The organism is Pantoea sp. XAF26B01_ASV70, from assembly GCF_054512635.1.
Genome location: NZ_CM137251.1, coordinates 3,206,339 through 3,223,444, shown reverse-complemented (window position 1 = coordinate 3,223,444; position 17,106 = coordinate 3,206,339). Strand labels below are relative to the sequence as shown.

At 52.5% G+C, this 17,106-nt stretch carries 14 protein-coding genes; 6 read left to right on the top strand and 8 right to left on the bottom strand.

What is annotated here, in order from left to right; translation table 11 throughout:
* Nucleotides 1-576 precede the first annotated feature (576 nt).
* From ACX8ZY_RS15260 to ACX8ZY_RS15225, 8 genes are all read right to left on the bottom strand, one after another.
* Nucleotides 577-1,941: an MFS transporter gene (locus ACX8ZY_RS15260; RefSeq protein WP_010255391.1), complete on the bottom strand. Its 1,365-nt coding sequence runs from the start codon at nt 1,939-1,941 to the stop codon at nt 577-579.
* A gap of 132 nt (nt 1,942-2,073) precedes the next feature.
* Nucleotides 2,074-2,961: a heme o synthase gene (cyoE, locus tag ACX8ZY_RS15255; RefSeq protein ID WP_010255394.1), complete on the bottom strand. Its 888-nt coding sequence runs from the start codon at nt 2,959-2,961 to the stop codon at nt 2,074-2,076.
* Nucleotides 2,962-2,974: 13 nt separating this feature from the next.
* Complete coding sequence (locus ACX8ZY_RS15250) at nt 2,975-3,304, bottom strand: cytochrome o ubiquinol oxidase subunit IV (RefSeq protein WP_008924889.1); 330 nt, start codon at nt 3,302-3,304, stop codon at nt 2,975-2,977.
* Nucleotides 3,304-3,921: a cytochrome o ubiquinol oxidase subunit III gene (locus ACX8ZY_RS15245; protein WP_009091720.1), complete on the bottom strand. Its 618-nt coding sequence runs from the start codon at nt 3,919-3,921 to the stop codon at nt 3,304-3,306. The genes ACX8ZY_RS15250 and ACX8ZY_RS15245 overlap by 1 nt, the downstream gene beginning before the upstream one ends.
* Nucleotides 3,921-5,903, bottom strand: a complete 1,983-nt coding sequence (gene cyoB, locus ACX8ZY_RS15240) for a cytochrome o ubiquinol oxidase subunit I (RefSeq protein WP_010255400.1) — start codon at nt 5,901-5,903, stop codon at nt 3,921-3,923. The genes ACX8ZY_RS15245 and cyoB overlap by 1 nt, the downstream gene beginning before the upstream one ends.
* Nucleotides 5,904-5,907: 4 nt before the next feature.
* Nucleotides 5,908-6,834, bottom strand: a complete 927-nt coding sequence (gene cyoA / locus ACX8ZY_RS15235; protein ID WP_010255402.1) for a cytochrome o ubiquinol oxidase subunit II — start codon at nt 6,832-6,834, stop codon at nt 5,908-5,910.
* Between the two features lie 444 nt (nt 6,835-7,278).
* Complete coding sequence (gene ampG, locus ACX8ZY_RS15230) at nt 7,279-8,769, bottom strand: muropeptide MFS transporter AmpG (protein ID WP_010255404.1); 1,491 nt, start codon at nt 8,767-8,769, stop codon at nt 7,279-7,281.
* 57 nt (nt 8,770-8,826) lie between these two features.
* Complete coding sequence (locus ACX8ZY_RS15225; RefSeq protein WP_010255406.1) at nt 8,827-9,405, bottom strand: lipoprotein; 579 nt, start codon at nt 9,403-9,405, stop codon at nt 8,827-8,829.
* Nucleotides 9,406-9,691: 286 nt separating this feature from the next.
* Between ACX8ZY_RS15225 and bolA the strand changes: the two genes are divergently transcribed.
* From bolA to hupB, 6 genes are all read left to right on the top strand, one after another.
* Nucleotides 9,692-10,006, top strand: coding sequence for a transcriptional regulator BolA (gene bolA / locus ACX8ZY_RS15220; RefSeq protein ID WP_008924895.1), 315 nt, complete (start codon nt 9,692-9,694; stop codon nt 10,004-10,006).
* A 293-nt stretch (nt 10,007-10,299) separates the two neighbouring features.
* A complete protein-coding gene (gene tig, locus ACX8ZY_RS15215; RefSeq protein ID WP_010255408.1) occupies nt 10,300-11,604 on the top strand; it encodes a trigger factor in 1,305 nt (434 codons plus the stop codon).
* 336 nt (nt 11,605-11,940) lie between these two features.
* Nucleotides 11,941-12,564, top strand: coding sequence for an ATP-dependent Clp endopeptidase proteolytic subunit ClpP (clpP, locus tag ACX8ZY_RS15210; protein ID WP_010255410.1), 624 nt, complete (start codon nt 11,941-11,943; stop codon nt 12,562-12,564).
* Between the two features lie 134 nt (nt 12,565-12,698).
* A complete protein-coding gene (gene clpX / locus ACX8ZY_RS15205; RefSeq protein WP_010671205.1) occupies nt 12,699-13,970 on the top strand; it encodes an ATP-dependent protease ATP-binding subunit ClpX in 1,272 nt (423 codons plus the stop codon).
* A gap of 186 nt (nt 13,971-14,156) precedes the next feature.
* Nucleotides 14,157-16,511, top strand: a complete 2,355-nt coding sequence (gene lon / locus ACX8ZY_RS15200) for an endopeptidase La (protein ID WP_010671206.1) — start codon at nt 14,157-14,159, stop codon at nt 16,509-16,511.
* Between the two features lie 214 nt (nt 16,512-16,725).
* The gene (gene hupB, locus ACX8ZY_RS15195) at nt 16,726-16,998 is read left to right on the top strand and encodes a nucleoid-associated protein HU-beta (RefSeq protein ID WP_009091701.1); all 273 of its coding nucleotides are present in this window, start codon (nt 16,726-16,728) and stop codon (nt 16,996-16,998) included.
* Nucleotides 16,999-17,106: the final 108 nt, after the last annotated feature.

The window sequence follows — 17,106 nt, the reverse complement described above, 5'->3', positions numbered from 1 at the left end:
CCTTTCGCAAAGACGCAAAAGCGCCATCCATGGCGGCTCAGCGCGGGCGATTACGCACCTCATCCCTGAGGTGCGCCCGTAGCCGGGCCAACGCGTTGCGTTGTTCAAAAACGCTCCCGGCGTTTTTGTCCCTGGCCCGCGATGCTTTGCTACAGGCACAGGCTCCCATCGCTTTGGATTTATGAGTCGTCTGTAAGAAGGCTTGTGCCGGGTTTGGCGCGGTTGAGCCTATGCTGGCCCCCTTGCTTTGAGTTTATAAGCTGTCTGAAACCAGAATTGAGTTGGATTTGAGTCTGTTAACAGATTCAAATCCTGGGGGAACTTAGCTGCAACTCAAAAGCTCAGGGGCGCAGGGAACAAGGTCAGAGGAGGAAAGCGTCCCGCGCCAGGACGGCGCGGGCCGAGCGTGCCATGGATGGCGGCTTTTGCGACTTTCCGATCTGACCGTGTTCCCTGAGCCAGCTCGATCAAATAGCGAAATGGGCTAACGGTTATCTGAGCGAGCAAGCCGGTTTCCTCTACACGCAAGATCCCACGGCTAACCGGCCAGATTTAACCAGCACAACCCATTTTAAACTAACAACTACCCAGCAGAGCTTCCAGCTCAGGGCGGCTGGTAACCTTGCTATCAATTTTGATATAGGCGCTTTTCTCTTCGGGCACGATAAACACAGAGTTAACGCCCGGCTGCGCTTTCAGGCGCTGCTCCAGATTCGGCACGGCCAGTGCGGCATCACTCAGCACGATGCGCAGGCTGCTGACATAAGGCGGCTCCTGCATTGTCATGCTGACAAACAGCCAGGCTGCGGCCACCATCGCGCCAACCAGGAATACGGTCTGCGCATCGAAATGACCAAATACCCAGCCACCCATGCTGCCGCCAACGGCCACGCCCAGGAACTGGCTGGTGGAGTAGATCCCCATCGCCGTGCCTTTGTAGCCCGCAGGCGACTCTTTACTGATCAGCGAAGGCAGAATCGCTTCCATCAGGTTGAAAGCGAAGAAGAAGAGCTGAACACCCACCACCAGCGTCCAGAAATGTCCTTCCGCGCCCCACAATACGATCTCGGCAATGACAATCATCCCGACGCAGCCGACAAAGACACGCTTCATGCGGCGCTTCACTTCGGCATAAATGATGAAAGGTACTACGCCGGCAAAAGCGATCAGCATGGTGGAGAGATAGACTTTCCAGTGTTCGGGAGCCGGGAAGCCTGCCTGTTCAAACTGCCCCGGTAACGCGACAAAGCTCGACATCAGCAGGACGTGCAGGCAGAAAATACCGATATTGAGCTTCACCAGACGTGGGTTAGCCAGCACTTTGCGGAAGCTGCCTTTAACCATGCCTGATTCACGGTTCAGAACATGATGGGAGGCCGATGGCACCACCAGCAGAGTGATCACGATACCCAGCGACGCCAGAATCGCAATCATCCAGAACAGCGCATGCAGGCCCAGTGCGTGAGTAACAATCGGGCCGACCACCATGGCGATCGCGAAGGTAACGCCAAAACTGATGCCGATAAACGCCATCGCTTTGGTGCGGTTCTGCTCACGGGTTAAATCGGATAACAGCGCCATCACGGCAGCGGCAATCGCGCCTGAGCCCTGAAGTGCACGGCCCAGAATAATGCCCCAGATGGAGTCAGTGCAGGCAGCAATAATACTGCCCAGGACAAACAGCAACAGTCCGCCAACGATCAGCGGCTTACGCCCGATGCGATCGGAGAGCAGACCAAAAGGAATCTGAAATATCGCCTGGGCAAGGCCATAAATGCCGATTGCCAGGCCAATTAAGGTTTCACTCGCGCCCTGTAATGCCATGCCATAAGTGGTCAGTACCGGCAGGACCATAAACATTCCCAGCATGCGCAGGGAAAAGACCGTACCGAGGCCCCATGTGGCGCGCAGCTCCACCGGAGTCATTTTATTATCGTTCATTCCAACCTCTGTTAATGTGCTGCATTTATTCTAGGGGGCGGGGCAGGGCGGGTAAAACAATAGTTTTTAAGCAGTGGTAACAAAAAGAAAGGGCGCGAAAATCGCGCCCTTTTCATGCTGTATCGGTGCCGGTTACCAGACGTAAGTCAGCAGGTCCTTCGAGGCCGGAGCCATCGAATCCACCGACATCATCACGCTCAGTGCGGTGATGGTCACGATAGAGAAGACAAACAGTTTACGCGCCCAGACACGGTCATCAGCGGTTTTATAACCCGATAACGCCATGCCCAGCCACCAGACGCTGACCGCAGCAGCCACCACCAGATATTTGTAGCCCGCGTAGCCTCCCAGCGTCAGCATCAGCGTGGCAATCATAAACGCCAGGATATAGAGCGTAATATGATTTTTAGCCACGGAAATGCCTTTCACCACCGGCAGAACCGGGATGTTCGCTGCCTGGTAATCTTTAAAGCGGAAGATGGCAATCGCGTACGAATGCGGCATCTGCCACAGGCTAAAGATCGCCAGCAGGATTAATGCGCCAGCATCAAACTGGTTAGAGACCGCGCAGTAGCCGATAACCGGCGGCGCAGCACCCGACAGACTGCCAATCAGCGTACCGTAAACGGAATTACGCTTCATGTAGAGACTGTAGATGCCCACGTACACCACGAAGCCCATCACCGCCAGCCACATGGCCAGCGGATTAGCACCGAAGTAGAGCAACGCAAAGCCAGCAATACCCAGCACAGTGGCATAAACCAGGCTTACTTTCGCGGAGATGAGGCCTTTTACCAGCACCCGATTCCTGGTTCTCTCCATCTTGATGTCAATGTCGCGGTCGATCACGTTGTTAAACACACAACCCGATGCAACCACCAGTGACACGCCCACCAGGGTGATGAGAAACAGGGCGTAATCCGTGTTGCCTTTGGAAGCCAACAGAAATCCGCCGATCACAGAAATTAAATTCCCGAAAATAATTCCTGGTTTTGTAACTTGCAGGTATTGCTTAAACATTACGCGTGACTCTTTAGTGAGGCATCATGTTGTAGTTGAGGTTCCACATGATCCACAGTGAGCCTACTACGACAATCAGGATGATGATGGCCGAGAAGACAATGGCTACCATGTTCCAGCCACCCTCAGATTTGCTGTCTAAGTGCAGGAAGTAGACCAGGTGAACCAGCACCTGAATCACTGCACATACCAGAACAACACCAAGGATAGTACCGTGAGATGCACTGCCATCCATTACCATCCAGAACGGGATCGCCGTCAGGATGATAGAGAGGATGAAGCCGATCATGTAGGACTTCACGCTACCGTGTGAAGCGCCATGTTCGTTAACAGAATGACTCATTACATGGCTCCCATCAGGTAAACAACGGTGAAGACGCAAATCCAGACCACGTCCAGGAAGTGCCAGAACAGGCTCAGACACATGATACGAGTGCGGTTAGTCGCGTTCAGGCCACGTTTGGAAATCTGGAACATCAGAACCAGCATCCAGATCAGACCTGAGGTCACGTGCAGACCGTGGGTACCGACCAGCGTAAAGAAGCCAGACAGGAAGCCACTGCGATCCGGACCAAAGCCTTCAGCAATCAGGTGATGGAATTCATAGATTTCCATCCCGATGAAGCCCAGACCGAACAGGAAGGTCAGCGCCAGCCAGCCGATAACGGCACCTTTTTGCTCCTTGTTCATGGAGATAACAGCCATGCCGTAAGTGATCGAACTCAACAGCAGCAGGGCGGTTTCTACCAGAACAAACGGCAGCTCAAAGATATCTTTACCTGCCGGGCCACCGGCAGTGTTGTTGACCATGACAGCATAGGTCGCAAACAGGGTTGCGAAGATAATGCAGTCACTCATCAGGTAGATCCAGAAGCCAAAGACTTTATTGGCTCCTGCATCGTGATGCCCATGCTCCGCATGGGCGTCGTGGTGATGTTTAATCAGAGTTTCAGTTGACATTATTTCAGACCTGCTTTGCTGATTTCGTCAAAGTGCTGGTTCTCAATCTTCTGAACTTCGGCAACCGGAACGTAGTAATCCACGTCTTCGTCGAAGCTCTTCACGATCCAGGAAACGATCATGCCGAGGAATGAAACACCCGCCAGCCACCAGATATGCCAGATCAGCGCGAAACCCATTACCGTTGCAAATGCGCAGATGATAATTGCGGCACCGCTGTTTTTCGGCATATGAATCTCTTCATAAGATTCCGGCTGTTTGTACGCTTCGCCTTTCTCTTTCATTTCCCAGAAAGCGTCACGCTCATGCACATGCGGGATGACAGCAAAGTTATAGAACGGTGGTGGTGAAGAGGTTGCCCACTCCAGCGTACGACCGCCCCATGGGTCACCCGTCACATCACGGTTCTGATCGCGGTCACGTACCGAGACGTAGAACATGGTCAGCTGACACAGAATACCCAGCGCAATCAGACCGGCACCGCCCGCAGCTACCACCAGTAAGGTGTGGAACTGTGGATCGATATCCTGGCTCAGACGACGTGTCATACCCATGAAGCCCAGTGCGTACAGCGGCATAAAGGCAACGAAGAAGCCAATGATCCAGAACCAGAATGCGCGCTTACCCCAGGTTTCGTTCAGGGTGAAGCCAAATGCTTTCGGGAACCAGTAGGTCACGCCCGCCATACAACCGAACACCACACCACCGATGATAACGTTATGGAAGTGTGCAATCAGGAACAGGCTGTTGTGCAGAATAAAGTCAGCACCCGGAACGGCCAGCAGTACGCCGGTCATACCCCCTACAGAGAAGGTTACCAGGAAGCCAACGGTCCACAGCATGGCAGAGTGCATCTGAATGCGGCCCTGATACATGGTGAACAGCCAGTTAAAGATTTTAACCCCGGTCGGAATCGCGATGATCATCGTCATGATACCGAAGAAGGCGTTAACGTTGGCACCCGCACCCATGGTGAAGAAGTGGTGCAACCAGACGATAAACGACAGCACGGTAATGGCGATGGTCGCCCACACCAGTGAGGTATAACCAAACAGACGTTTTTTGGAGAAGGTCGCGGTAATTTCTGCGAACACACCAAACACCGGCAGTACCAGGATATACACTTCCGGATGGCCCCAGACCCAGATCAGGTTGACGTACATCATCATGTTCCCGCCCATTTCATTGGTGAAGAAATGGAAGCCGAGATAACGATCAAGTGTCAACAGCGCCAGGGTCACGGTCAGAACCGGGAACGCAGCGATGATCAGGACGTTGGTGCACAGCGCGGTCCAGGTAAATACCGGCATTTTAAACAGGCTCATGCCCGGTGCACGCATCTTCAGGATGGTCACGAAGAAGTTAATACCGGTTAAGGTCGTACCAATACCTGAAAGCTGAAGGCTCCAGATCCAGTAATCGACCCCGACCCCGGGACTGTACTCCGCGCCGGAGAGCGGCGGATAAGCCAGCCAGCCGGTCTGTGCGAACTCGCCCACACCCAGAGACAGGTTAACCAGGATCACACCGACCGCAGTAAACCAGAAGCTCAGGTTGTTCAGGAACGGGAACGCAACGTCACGTGCACCAATCTGCAACGGAACCGCGATGTTCATCAGGCCAACCACGAACGGCATCGCCACGAAGAAGATCATAATCACGCCATGCGCGGTAAAGATCTGGTCGTAGTGGTGCGGTGGCAGAATGCCCGCTTCACCGGCCGAAGCCATAACCTGCTGGGTACGCATCATAATGGCATCAGCGAAACCACGAATCAGCATGACGAACGCCATGATGATGTACATGATACCCAGGCGTTTGTGGTCGACTGACGTCAGCCATTCAGACCACAGATATTTCCACTTACCAAAATAGGTGAGCGCAGCAACCAGCGCTGCACCACCTATCAGGATAGCGGCAACCGTAACCATGATAATCGGCTCATGGTACGGCACTGCATCAAGTGTTAATTTTCCGAACATCGTATTATTCCTCGGCTCCCGCGGAAGCGGCGTGACTCATGTCCATACCTTCATGTTTTGGCATGTCCATTTTCCCGTGGCTCATCTTGAACTTGTCGATGACTTGCATGAACAGTTTCGGATCAGCTGAAGAGAAATATTCCACCGGGTGATTTTCGCTTGGCACAGCCACTTTCTCGAAATCATCCATGGTGTTCAGCGTGTTAGGGGCTGCTTTAACTTTAGCCACCCACTGCTGGAATTCCGCATCGTCTTTGGTTGCAATGGCTTTAAACTTCATGCCAGAGAAACCACGACCACTGAAGTTCGCAGAGATACCGTCGAAAATTCCCGGCTCATTTGCAATCAGATGCAGCTTGGTCTGCATACCAGCCATCGCATAAATCTGGCTGCCGAGCGTTGGGATGAAGAAAGAGTTCATGACGGAGTTAGACGTGATTTTGAAGTTCACCGGAGTATTTGCCGGGAAGGCAATCTGGTTCACGGTCGCAATACCCTGTTCCGGGTAAATGAACAACCATTTCCAGTCCAGTGCAACCACATCGATCTCAACCGGTTTCACATCAGATTGCAGCGGTTTGCTGGGCTCCAGTGCGTGGGTTGATTTCCAGGTCAGCACGCTGAGGAAGAGAATGATCAGGATCGGAATGGTCCAGACCACGGCTTCCACTTTGTTAGAGTGTGACCAGTTAGGGCTGTACTTCGCATTCGTGTTGGACGCCCGATATTTCCAGGCAAACACCACGGCCATCAGGACTGCGGGGATGACGACGATCAACATCAGGCCAAAGGCAGTCAGTATCAGCGAACGTTGCTCCAGTGCAATCTGTCCTTTGGGATTTAACAATGCACTATCGCAGCCACTCATTAATAAAGTGCCTGCAATTAATGACAAAATCCCCAAACTTTTATTGTATTTACTGAGTCTCATTTAACGACCTCAATGACAAAGGGCTCTATTGTCGTTTAAGTGTGCGCGCATTTTACGGGAAGGTTTATGCAGTGTAAACCAGCTTAAGGATGTGTCAGATACGTGTTGACACCTTTTGCTAAGGGTGTCACAGATGTTGCGCCAGGTGACAAATAATTAACGCAGACAAGCAGTTGGCATCAATATAACAAAAACCAATGGAAGTAACCGTAAAAAAATCAGGGAAAGGAATAACCCTTACTTTTAACTCCCAAATATTTAACAAGTCTGCATCATTTGCGCGATGAAATTTAACTAAAGTAATTGCTCACCGGTTTTTAGTATTTCCGCTACGCCTCCTCAGGTCATATTGTTATTTTTAAAAAATAACACGCGATGATAAATGGCGGCGACTTATCGGGGTGTCATAAAATAAGCCGCAGCCCGTAAACCTATCGATTTCACTTAAGCATCTGATGCAGGCAACGCAGGGGTTCTCTTCAGCGCCCGATAGTCCAGCAACACCCCCGAAAGCACCGCCAGCAGGGAGAGTGTCATACCCAGCTCAAACAGGCGGGTAAGCAGCGGTGTCAGCGCCGTCACGCCCAACGCATTCAGTGCCAGAGCCACCAGCCAGAGTGCCAGCACGCCGCATCCGGCTGCAAACAGACGATTAGTCCAGCGATAGCCATGAGGATAGTAGCTACGTGTCAGAAAATTGCCACTTTGCTCGACCTGATTCAATGTTTGTCGGCAAAAAGCCAGCAGTACCAGGCCCGGCAGACCCGCCATCACCGTGAAAGCATAAAAGGTCGGCCAGCCCCAGAGTTCCACCAGCCAGCCCGCCGCCGGGCCAACATAGACCCGACCCACCGCTGAGAGCGCCGACAACAGTGCGAACTGGGTAGCGGAGAACGACTTATTGCACAGCGTCATTAACAGCGCCACAAAGGCCGCGGTGCCCATGCCGCCACAGAGATTTTCAACAAAGACCGCGCTGGCCATGCTCCACAACTGTTTGTCGGTCACCGCCAGCAGCCAGTAACCAAAGTTCGAGACAGCCTGCAGCAGACCGAAAATCATTAGCGCCCGGAACAGGCTCAGACGCTGCATCAGTACGCCGCCATAGAGCGCGCCAATAATGGTCGCCAGCAGACCCAGCGTCTTGTTGACCAGACCGACGTCACCGGCGTTGAAGCCCACGCCGCGAATCAAAAAAGTGGTGGTCAGCGAGGCGGCAAACGCATCGCCCAGCTTGTAAAGAATAATCAGGGTAATCAGCAGCCAGGCGTTGTTGCGCTGAAAGAAATCTTTTAGTGGATCGACCACCGCCTGACGCAGTGAATGGGGTGTGGAGATACGGGTATCTGGCTCGCTCGCCACCAGCGTGGCGATAATGCCCGGCACCATCATCAGCGCCATCAGCCAGTAGGTTGCCTGCCAGCCGAGATAGCGGTCAGCCAGCCACAACGCCAGCCCGCCGGAAATCAGCATTGCCAGTCGATACCCCAGCACGGTAATCGCCGCGCCGCTGCCACGCTCTTCAGGCGGCAGGATGTCCGTTTTCCATGCGTCAAAAACGATGTCCTGTGAGGCGGAGCAGAAGGCAATCAGCACGGCCAGCGCGGCCATCAGGGTAAGATCGCGTCCCGGTTGCAGAAATCCCATCGCGATTATCCCGCCAACCAGCGCCAGCTGACTGACCAGTAACCAGCCGCGACGCCGGCCCAGAAACGGCGGCGTATAGCGGTCCATCATCGGTGACCAGAGAAACTTAAAGACATAGGCCTGGCCGACCAGCGAAAAGAAGCCGATGGTTTTCAGGTCGACATTTTCCACCGTCATCCACGCCTGCAACGTGCCCGATGTCAGTGCTAGCGGCAGTCCGGAAGCAAAACCAAGAAGCAGCAATACGGCGGCGTTTTTCTGGCTGAAGAGGCGAAGATAGTGGTTCATGCGGATCCTGCAGATAACAAAAAGCCCTGCGCAAGGCAGGGCAGAGGAGAGACTGAATTAACGGGCGTTCTGCTTGATGAAGTCGTTGACGCTGGTGTCCTGAGCCATATCCGCGATCACATCGCTCATAGTGGCGTTCACCGCGTTGGTAATCTTCTGGTTATTGGCGTTGAACGCGCCTTCTACGCTGTAAGTCTGGCGGTAGTTTTTAACCTGTTTGTTGCCGTTTTTCGCTGTTGCGATAATAGAGATGTCCGCTTTGGTGGTGATGCTGTAGCGCACATTGCCCTGAGTGACGTCGGCATAGAGGTTGTTCACCACAATCTGCAGATCGACCGCGCCATTAGGACCAATCATATAGCCGCGTGCTGTCATCTGCTTCTCCAGCACTTCCTGCAGCAGGAAGCGCAGGTCACGCGATGACGTTAAGGTCACTAACTGACCATCACGGTTTACTTTAGCCAGCGCCTGATCTTTACGCTGGTCGGCACCGTTGATGCTGACAGTCACGCCCATCAGGCCTGGGTCCTGCTGCGGTAACTGAATTTTAGGCTGGATAGTCAGGGTATTATTGCTGGTTGCACAGCCGGCTAAAATGAACGCAGCCAACAGTGGGAATAACAGTTTTTTCAACATACTTTTTCTCGTTGGTGTCAGGGGGTTGGTTTGCAAAAACTGCGGTCATCATAGCATTGCCCGGCAGTGAAAAAAGCCCTGTTGCCGGGGAAATTGTGTCTGAAACCGTTTTAAGCCTCTTCTCTGACAGGCCGGTTTGCTGTTCGTTTCAGCTGCGTTATTATGCGTGCCGGAAGCGGCCTGACATAAAATGCAATATTTAGCGTGCGCTTGCGGGTAAGCGCACTAAAAGCGACTAAGATTGAATGAGATGGGGCACTGCGCTCGCCATTGAGGAGTAATAGCCATGATCCGCGAACAAATAGAAGAAAAGCTGCGTGTGGCGTTTCAGCCAGCTCATCTGGAAGTGCACGACGAAAGTTACCGGCACAATGTTCCTGCCGGATCGGAAAGTCACTTCAAAGTGGTCATCGTGAGCGACTGCTTTGCAGGCCAGCGTTTTCTGGCGCGTCATCGCCTGATTTATGGCGAACTGGCCGCTGAGTTAGCGGGCAGCGTACACGCCTTAGCCCTGCATACTTACACCCTGAAAGAGTGGGAAGGGTTGCAGGATACCGTACTGGCTTCGCCTAACTGTCGTGGTGCCGGAACACTCGCCTGATCTCCCTTCTCTGAAACGGCCTGCGGGCCGTTTTTTCTGTTATTTAGCGAAAAACGCGATCCCTGGCTCAAAAAAGCAGCAAACCTGCTGAAAAGTGGTGAGTTAGCATCCTCGACTCATTCCAGCGATGCCGCTATAATGCTGCGTCTATTTTTCCGGAATGTCTTCGGGACGCTTCTGGTAACAGGGATCAGGTTCTCTTCACGGAAGCCGTCCCGGTTGTTGGATACGGCGCATTTCACTATGTGTGGTGTCTGAAGTTGACCGAGCACGTGATTTTTTGAGGTAACAAGATGCAAGTTTCTGTAGAAACCACTCAGGGCCTGGGCCGTCGCATTACGATTACTGTCGCTGCTGACAGCATCGAAAGCGCTGTAAAAAAAGAACTGGTTGACGTTGCCAGGAAAGTTCGCATCGATGGTTTCCGTAAAGGCAAAGTGCCGATGAACATCGTGGCACAGCGTTACGGCGCTTCTGTCCGTCAGGACGTGCTGGGCGAGCTGATGACGCGCAACTTTGTTGACGCCATCATCAAAGAAAAAATTAATCCGGCTGGCGCACCGAACTACGTGCCAGGCGAATACAAAGAAGGTCAGGATTTCACCTACGCGGTTGAATTCGAAGTCTATCCGGAAGTTGAGCTGAAAGGCCTGGAAAACATCGAAGTCGAAAAACCTGTCGTTGAAGTAACTGATGCTGACGTTGATACCATGCTGGACACCCTGCGCAAGCAGCAGGCCAACTGGATCGAAAGCGACGCTGCAGCAGGTCCGGAAGATCGTGCCACTATCGATTTCAACGGTTCTGTGGATGGTGAAGAGTTCGAAGGCGGCAAAGCCTCTGATTTCGTTCTGGCCATGGGCCAGGGCCGCATGATCCCAGGCTTTGAAGAAGGCGTTGTGGGTCACAAAGCGGGCGAAACTTTCACTATCGACGTGAAATTCCCGGACGACTACCACGCAGAAAACCTGAAAGGGAAAGATGCGAAGTTCGAGATCGTGCTGAAGAAAGTTGAAACGCGCGAACTGCCAGAGCTGACTGAAGAGTTCATCAAACGTTTCGGCGTTGAAGATGGTTCAGTTGCCGGTCTGCGTACTGAAGTGCGTAAGAACATGGATCGCGAGCTGAAAGGCGCTATCCGTAATCGCATCAAAACTCAGGCAATCGACGGTCTGGTTGAAGCGAACGAAATCGACGTGCCAGCTGCGCTGGTTGACAGCGAAATCGACGTTCTGCGTCGTCAGGCTGCACAGCGTTTCGGTGGCAACGAACAGCAGGCGCTGGAACTGCCACGCGAACTGTTCGAAGAGCAGGCTAAACGCCGTGTTGTTGTCGGTCTGCTGCTGGGCGAAGTGATTCGTACCCACGAGCTGAAAGCTGACGAAGCGCGCGTAAGCACCATGATCGAAGAGATGGCTTCTGCGTATGAAGATCCGCAGGAAGTGATCGAGTTCTACAGCAAGAATAACGAGCTGATGAACAATATGCGCAACGTTGCGCTGGAAGAGCAAGCGGTTGAAGCGGTCCTGGCGAAAGCTAAAGTGACCGAGAAAGAGACCAACTTCCAGGATCTGATGAATCAGACCGCTCAGGCCTGATCACGCATTTAACCGTCTGTGCTAAGCCCGTGACTGCAAAGTCGCGGGCTTTTTTGTGTTTTGCGTCCGGATAGCCACTCTTCGCCGCTATTTGTTTAATAAACAGGCGAATTATTCACGCATCGCTTTTTCCGGGTTAGCGAACAGGGAAAAGATTGTTATGCTTGAAACATGCGTGCAGCATCCCCAGATACAGGGAGTATGCAGAAATAAGAGTGAGGCTGGCTGATTAACCGTCCTGAAGGTGTCGGAAAAAGGCGCGGCGTGGAGTTTCCCGCGCGTCTTACGTAGAATCGGTACAGAATGTTGCCAATGAAATTTATCCAGGAGACGGTAATGTCATACAGTGGCGATCGTGAATATACAGCACCGCACAATGCGCTGGTGCCAATGGTGGTTGAACAAACTTCGCGTGGTGAGCGTTCTTACGACATCTACTCCCGTCTGCTTAAAGAGCGCGTCATTTTTCTGACTGGCCAGGTCGAAGACCACATGGCTAATCTGATTGTGGCGCAGATGCTGTTTCTGGAAGCTGAAAACCCGGAAAAAGATATCTATCTCTACATTAACTCGCCAGGCGGTGTCATCACTGCCGGTATGTCGATCTACGACACCATGAAATTTATCAAACCGGATGTCAGCACTATCTGTATGGGTCAGGCCTGTTCTATGGGCGCTTTCCTGCTGACGGCGGGGACCAAAGGCAAACGTTTCTGTCTGCCAAACTCACGTGTGATGATCCACCAGCCGCTGGGCGGTTATCAGGGTCAGGCGTCAGACATCGAGATCCATGCGCGCGAAATCCTTAAAGTTAAGCAGCGTATGAATGAGCTGATGGCTGAGCACACCGGTAAAACGCTGGAAGAAATTGAGCGTGACACCGAGCGTGACCGTTTCCTCTCTGCAAATGAAGCGGTAGAGTATGGATTAGTCGATTCAATTCTGACGCATCGCCAATAAGACCCGACTTACCGTTGTCCCTGGTCTATAGTTAACAGGACAACGGTACTATTATGGGTTGAATGAATTTCGGCCGTCTCTGCACGGCCTGAGCCGTACGCGGGTATGGCCTGAGAACAAGAAGAGGTTAACTGATGACAGATAAGCGCAAAGACGGTTCAGGAAAGTTGCTGTACTGCTCTTTTTGCGGCAAAAGCCAGCATGAAGTGCGAAAGCTGATTGCCGGGCCGTCAGTGTATATCTGCGATGAGTGTGTTGACCTGTGCAACGACATCATTCGCGAAGAGATTAAGGAAGTTGCCCCGCATCGTGAACGTAGTGCGTTGCCAACCCCACATGAAATTCGCCATCACCTCGATGATTATGTCATCGGTCAGGAAAGAGCGAAGAAAGTGCTGGCGGTTGCGGTTTACAACCACTACAAGCGTCTGCGCAACGGCGATACCAGCAATGGTATCGAGCTGGGCAAAAGCAACATTCTGCTGATTGGCCCGACCGGTAGTGGTAAAACGCTGCTGGCAGAAACGCTGGCACGCCTGCTGGATGTGCCGTTTACCATGGCTGATGCCACCACGCTGACTGAAGCCGGTTACGTGGGTGAAGATGTTGAAAACATCATCCAGAAACTGCTGCAGAAATGCGACTACGACGTACAGAAAGCACAGCGCGGCATCGTTTACATCGATGAAATCGACAAAATCTCACGTAAGTCTGATAACCCGTCGATTACCCGTGACGTGTCAGGCGAAGGCGTACAGCAGGCACTGCTTAAACTGATTGAAGGCACCGTGGCTGCCGTTCCCCCGCAGGGTGGACGTAAGCATCCGCAGCAGGAATTTTTGCAGGTTGATACCTCTAAAATTCTGTTTATCTGCGGCGGCGCATTTGCCGGCCTGGACAAAGTGATTGCCCAGCGTGTTGAAACCGGATCCGGTATCGGCTTCGGCGCGACCGTGAAAGGGAAATCGCAGAAAGCCAGCGAAGGCGAACTGCTTGCGCAGTGTGAACCAGAAGATTTGATCAAATTTGGTCTGATCCCTGAGTTCATCGGTCGTCTGCCTGTTGTTGCGACCCTGAGCGAGCTGAGCGAAGAAGCGCTGATTCAGATTCTGCGTGAGCCGAAGAACGCCCTGACCAAACAGTACCAGGCGCTGTTTAACCTGGAAGGCGTTGAGCTGGAGTTCCGTGACGAGGCGTTAACCGCCATTGCTAAGAAAGCGATGTCACGTAAAACCGGTGCACGTGGTCTGCGTTCAATTGTAGAAGGCGCGTTACTGGAAACGATGTATGACCTGCCTTCCATGGACGACGTGGAAAAAGTAGTGATTGATGAATCAGTTATTGAAGGTCAGTCTGAGCCCATGTTGATCTACGGTAAGCATGAAGCCCAGGCATCTGGCGAATAATTAAACAGATCGTCCATCTTGTTGTAATAAAAAAGGGGAAAATGTTTCCCCTTTTGCTTTTCTCGCCTCTGTGACGTTGAATGTCGGACAATCATCCCCATATACTCAGATACCTGTGGGTTTAACTGCATACCTGCCTGATGCGGTTCCCATCACCTGGCGGACATTAAACAAAGAGAGAGCTCTATGAATCCTGAGCGTTCTGAACGCATTGAAATCCCCGTGTTGCCGCTGCGCGACGTGGTGGTTTATCCGCACATGGTAATTCCGTTGTTTGTTGGCCGGGAAAAATCAATTCGGTGCCTTGAAGCCGCAATGGATCATGATAAAAAAATCATGCTGGTCGCACAGAAAGAGGCTTCAACGGATGAACCTGGCATTAACGATCTCTTCTCAGTAGGGACCGTTGCATCAGTATTACAAATGCTGAAACTGCCGGATGGCACCGTCAAAGTCCTGGTCGAAGGTTTACAGCGCGCCCACATTACGACGCTGGCCGATAACGGTGACCATTTTGTGGCACAAGCTGAATATCTGGTTTCGCCAGAGATCGAAGAGCGCGAGCAGGAAGTGCTGGTGCGCACGGCGATCAATCAGTTTGAAGGCTACATCAAACTCAACAAAAAGATCCCACCCGAGGTTTTAACCTCGCTGAACAACATTGACGATGCGGCCCGCCTTGCCGACACCGTCGCAGCACATATGCCACTGAAGCTGGCAGACAAACAGTCTGTGCTGGAGATGTCCGACGTCAACGAACGTCTGGAATATCTGATGGCGATGATGGAATCTGAAATCGATCTGCTGCAGGTTGAGAAGCGCATTCGCAACCGTGTTAAGAAGCAGATGGAGAAGAGCCAGCGCGAGTACTATCTGAATGAGCAGATGAAGGCGATTCAGAAAGAGCTGGGCGAGATGGACGACGCGCCCGACGAGTACGAAGCGTTAAAACGCAAAATCGATGCGGCAAAAATGCCGGAAGAAGCGCGCGAGAAAGCGGAAGCTGAGCTGCAGAAGCTGAAGATGATGTCCCCGATGTCCGCTGAAGCGACCGTGGTTCGCGGCTATATCGACTGGATGGTGCAGGTTCCGTGGAACGCGCGCAGCAAAGTGAAGAAAGATCTGCGTAAAGCGCAGGAGACGCTGGATACCGACCATTACGGGCTGGAGCGCGTGAAGGATCGTATTCTTGAGTATCTTGCGGTTCAGAGTCGCGTCAGCAAAATCAAAGGGCCGATTCTGTGCCTGGTGGGACCGCCAGGGGTAGGTAAAACCTCTCTCGGTCAGTCGATCGCCAAAGCGACCGGACGCAAATATGTGCGTATGGCGCTGGGTGGCGTGCGTGATGAAGCTGAAATCCGCGGTCACCGTCGTACTTACATCGGCTCTATGCCGGGTAAATTAATCCAGAAAATGGCGAAAGTCGGGGTTAAAAACCCACTGTTCCTGCTGGATGAAATCGACAAAATGTCCTCTGACATGCGCGGCGATCCGGCTTCAGCGCTGCTGGAAGTGCTTGATCCTGAGCAGAACATTGCGTTCAACGACCACTATCTGGAAGTCGACTATGACCTTTCTGATGTGATGTTCGTTGCTACATCGAACTCAATGAACATCCCGGCACCGCTGCTGGACCGTATGGAAGTGATTCGTCTGTCGGGTTACACCGAAGATGAAAAACTGAACATCGCTAAGCAGCATCTGCTGACCAAGCAGATTGAGCGCAACGCCCTGAAAGCCAATGAAATTACGGTTGAAGACAGCGCGATTGTGGGCATTATCCGTTACTACACCCGTGAAGCCGGTGTGCGTAGCCTTGAGCGTGAGCTGTCGAAATTGTGCCGTAAAGCGGTGAAATCACTGCTGATGGACAAGACGAAAAAGCACATCAACATCAATGGCGAAAACCTCAAGGATTTCCTGGGCGTTCAGCGCTTCGACTACGGTCGTGCGGACAGCGAAAACCGTGTGGGTCAGGTAACGGGTCTGGCGTGGACGGAAGTGGGTGGCGATTTGCTGACTATCGAAACCGCCTGCGTACCAGGTAAAGGCAAGCTGACTTACACCGGTTCTCTGGGTGAAGTGATGCAGGAGTCGATTCAGGCTGCGCTGACCGTGGTGCGTGCGCGTGCTGAGAAGCTGGGCATCAATGGTGACTTCTACGAAAAACGTGATATTCACGTTCACGTACCTGAAGGCGCTACGCCGAAAGATGGTCCAAGTGCCGGTATCGCCATGTGTACTGCCCTGGTCTCCTGTCTGACCGGTAACCCGGTGCGGGCGGATGTAGCGATGACCGGTGAGATCACCCTGCGTGGTCAGGTGCTGCCGATTGGCGGGCTGAAAGAGAAACTGCTGGCAGCGCACCGTGGTGGCATTAAAACCGTGCTGATCCCTGACGACAACAAGCGCGACCTGGAAGAGATTCCACAGAACGTGATTGCCGATCTGGAGATTCATCCGGTGAAACGCATTGAAGAGGTGCTGAATCTGGCACTGGAAAATGCGCCATACGGTATGCAGGTTGTAACAGCAAAATAGTGATTAACGGCAAAAACCGTTAAAAAGCGGAGCTGGCAAGGCAATTGGCGCTTGCCAGCTTTTTTTTGTGCCGTTAATTTAGGTGGCTGCCGACGCGACGTTCTCAGAGAAATTCCGTTGTTTCGGCTCCACAGGCTTGATATAACTTGCTGCGCGTTCGCACCCTGCCGGATGCAGGGTACGATGTGAAATAATAAAAGAGGGGATGAAGAGAGTGAATAAGTCACAATTGATCGACAAAATTGCTGCCGATGCTGATATTTCTAAAGCTGCAGCGGGACGTGTTTTAGATGCATTTATGGGCTCAGTTTCAGATGCGCTGAAAGACGGTGATGAAGTGGCTCTGGTAGGTTTCGGCACATTCTCTGTGCGTGACCGCGCTGCACGTACCGGCCGCAACCCGCAAACCGGTAAAGAGATCACCATCCCGGCCGGTAAAGTACCAGGCTTCCGTGCTGGTAAAGCATTGAAAGACGCTGTCAATTAATAACAACGAATAGATTCATTGACGCATTTTCTTCAGTGGATTAGAGGACGATTAACCCGTTCTCATGTAACATACGGGCACATCAATCAGATGTGCCTTTTTTGTTTT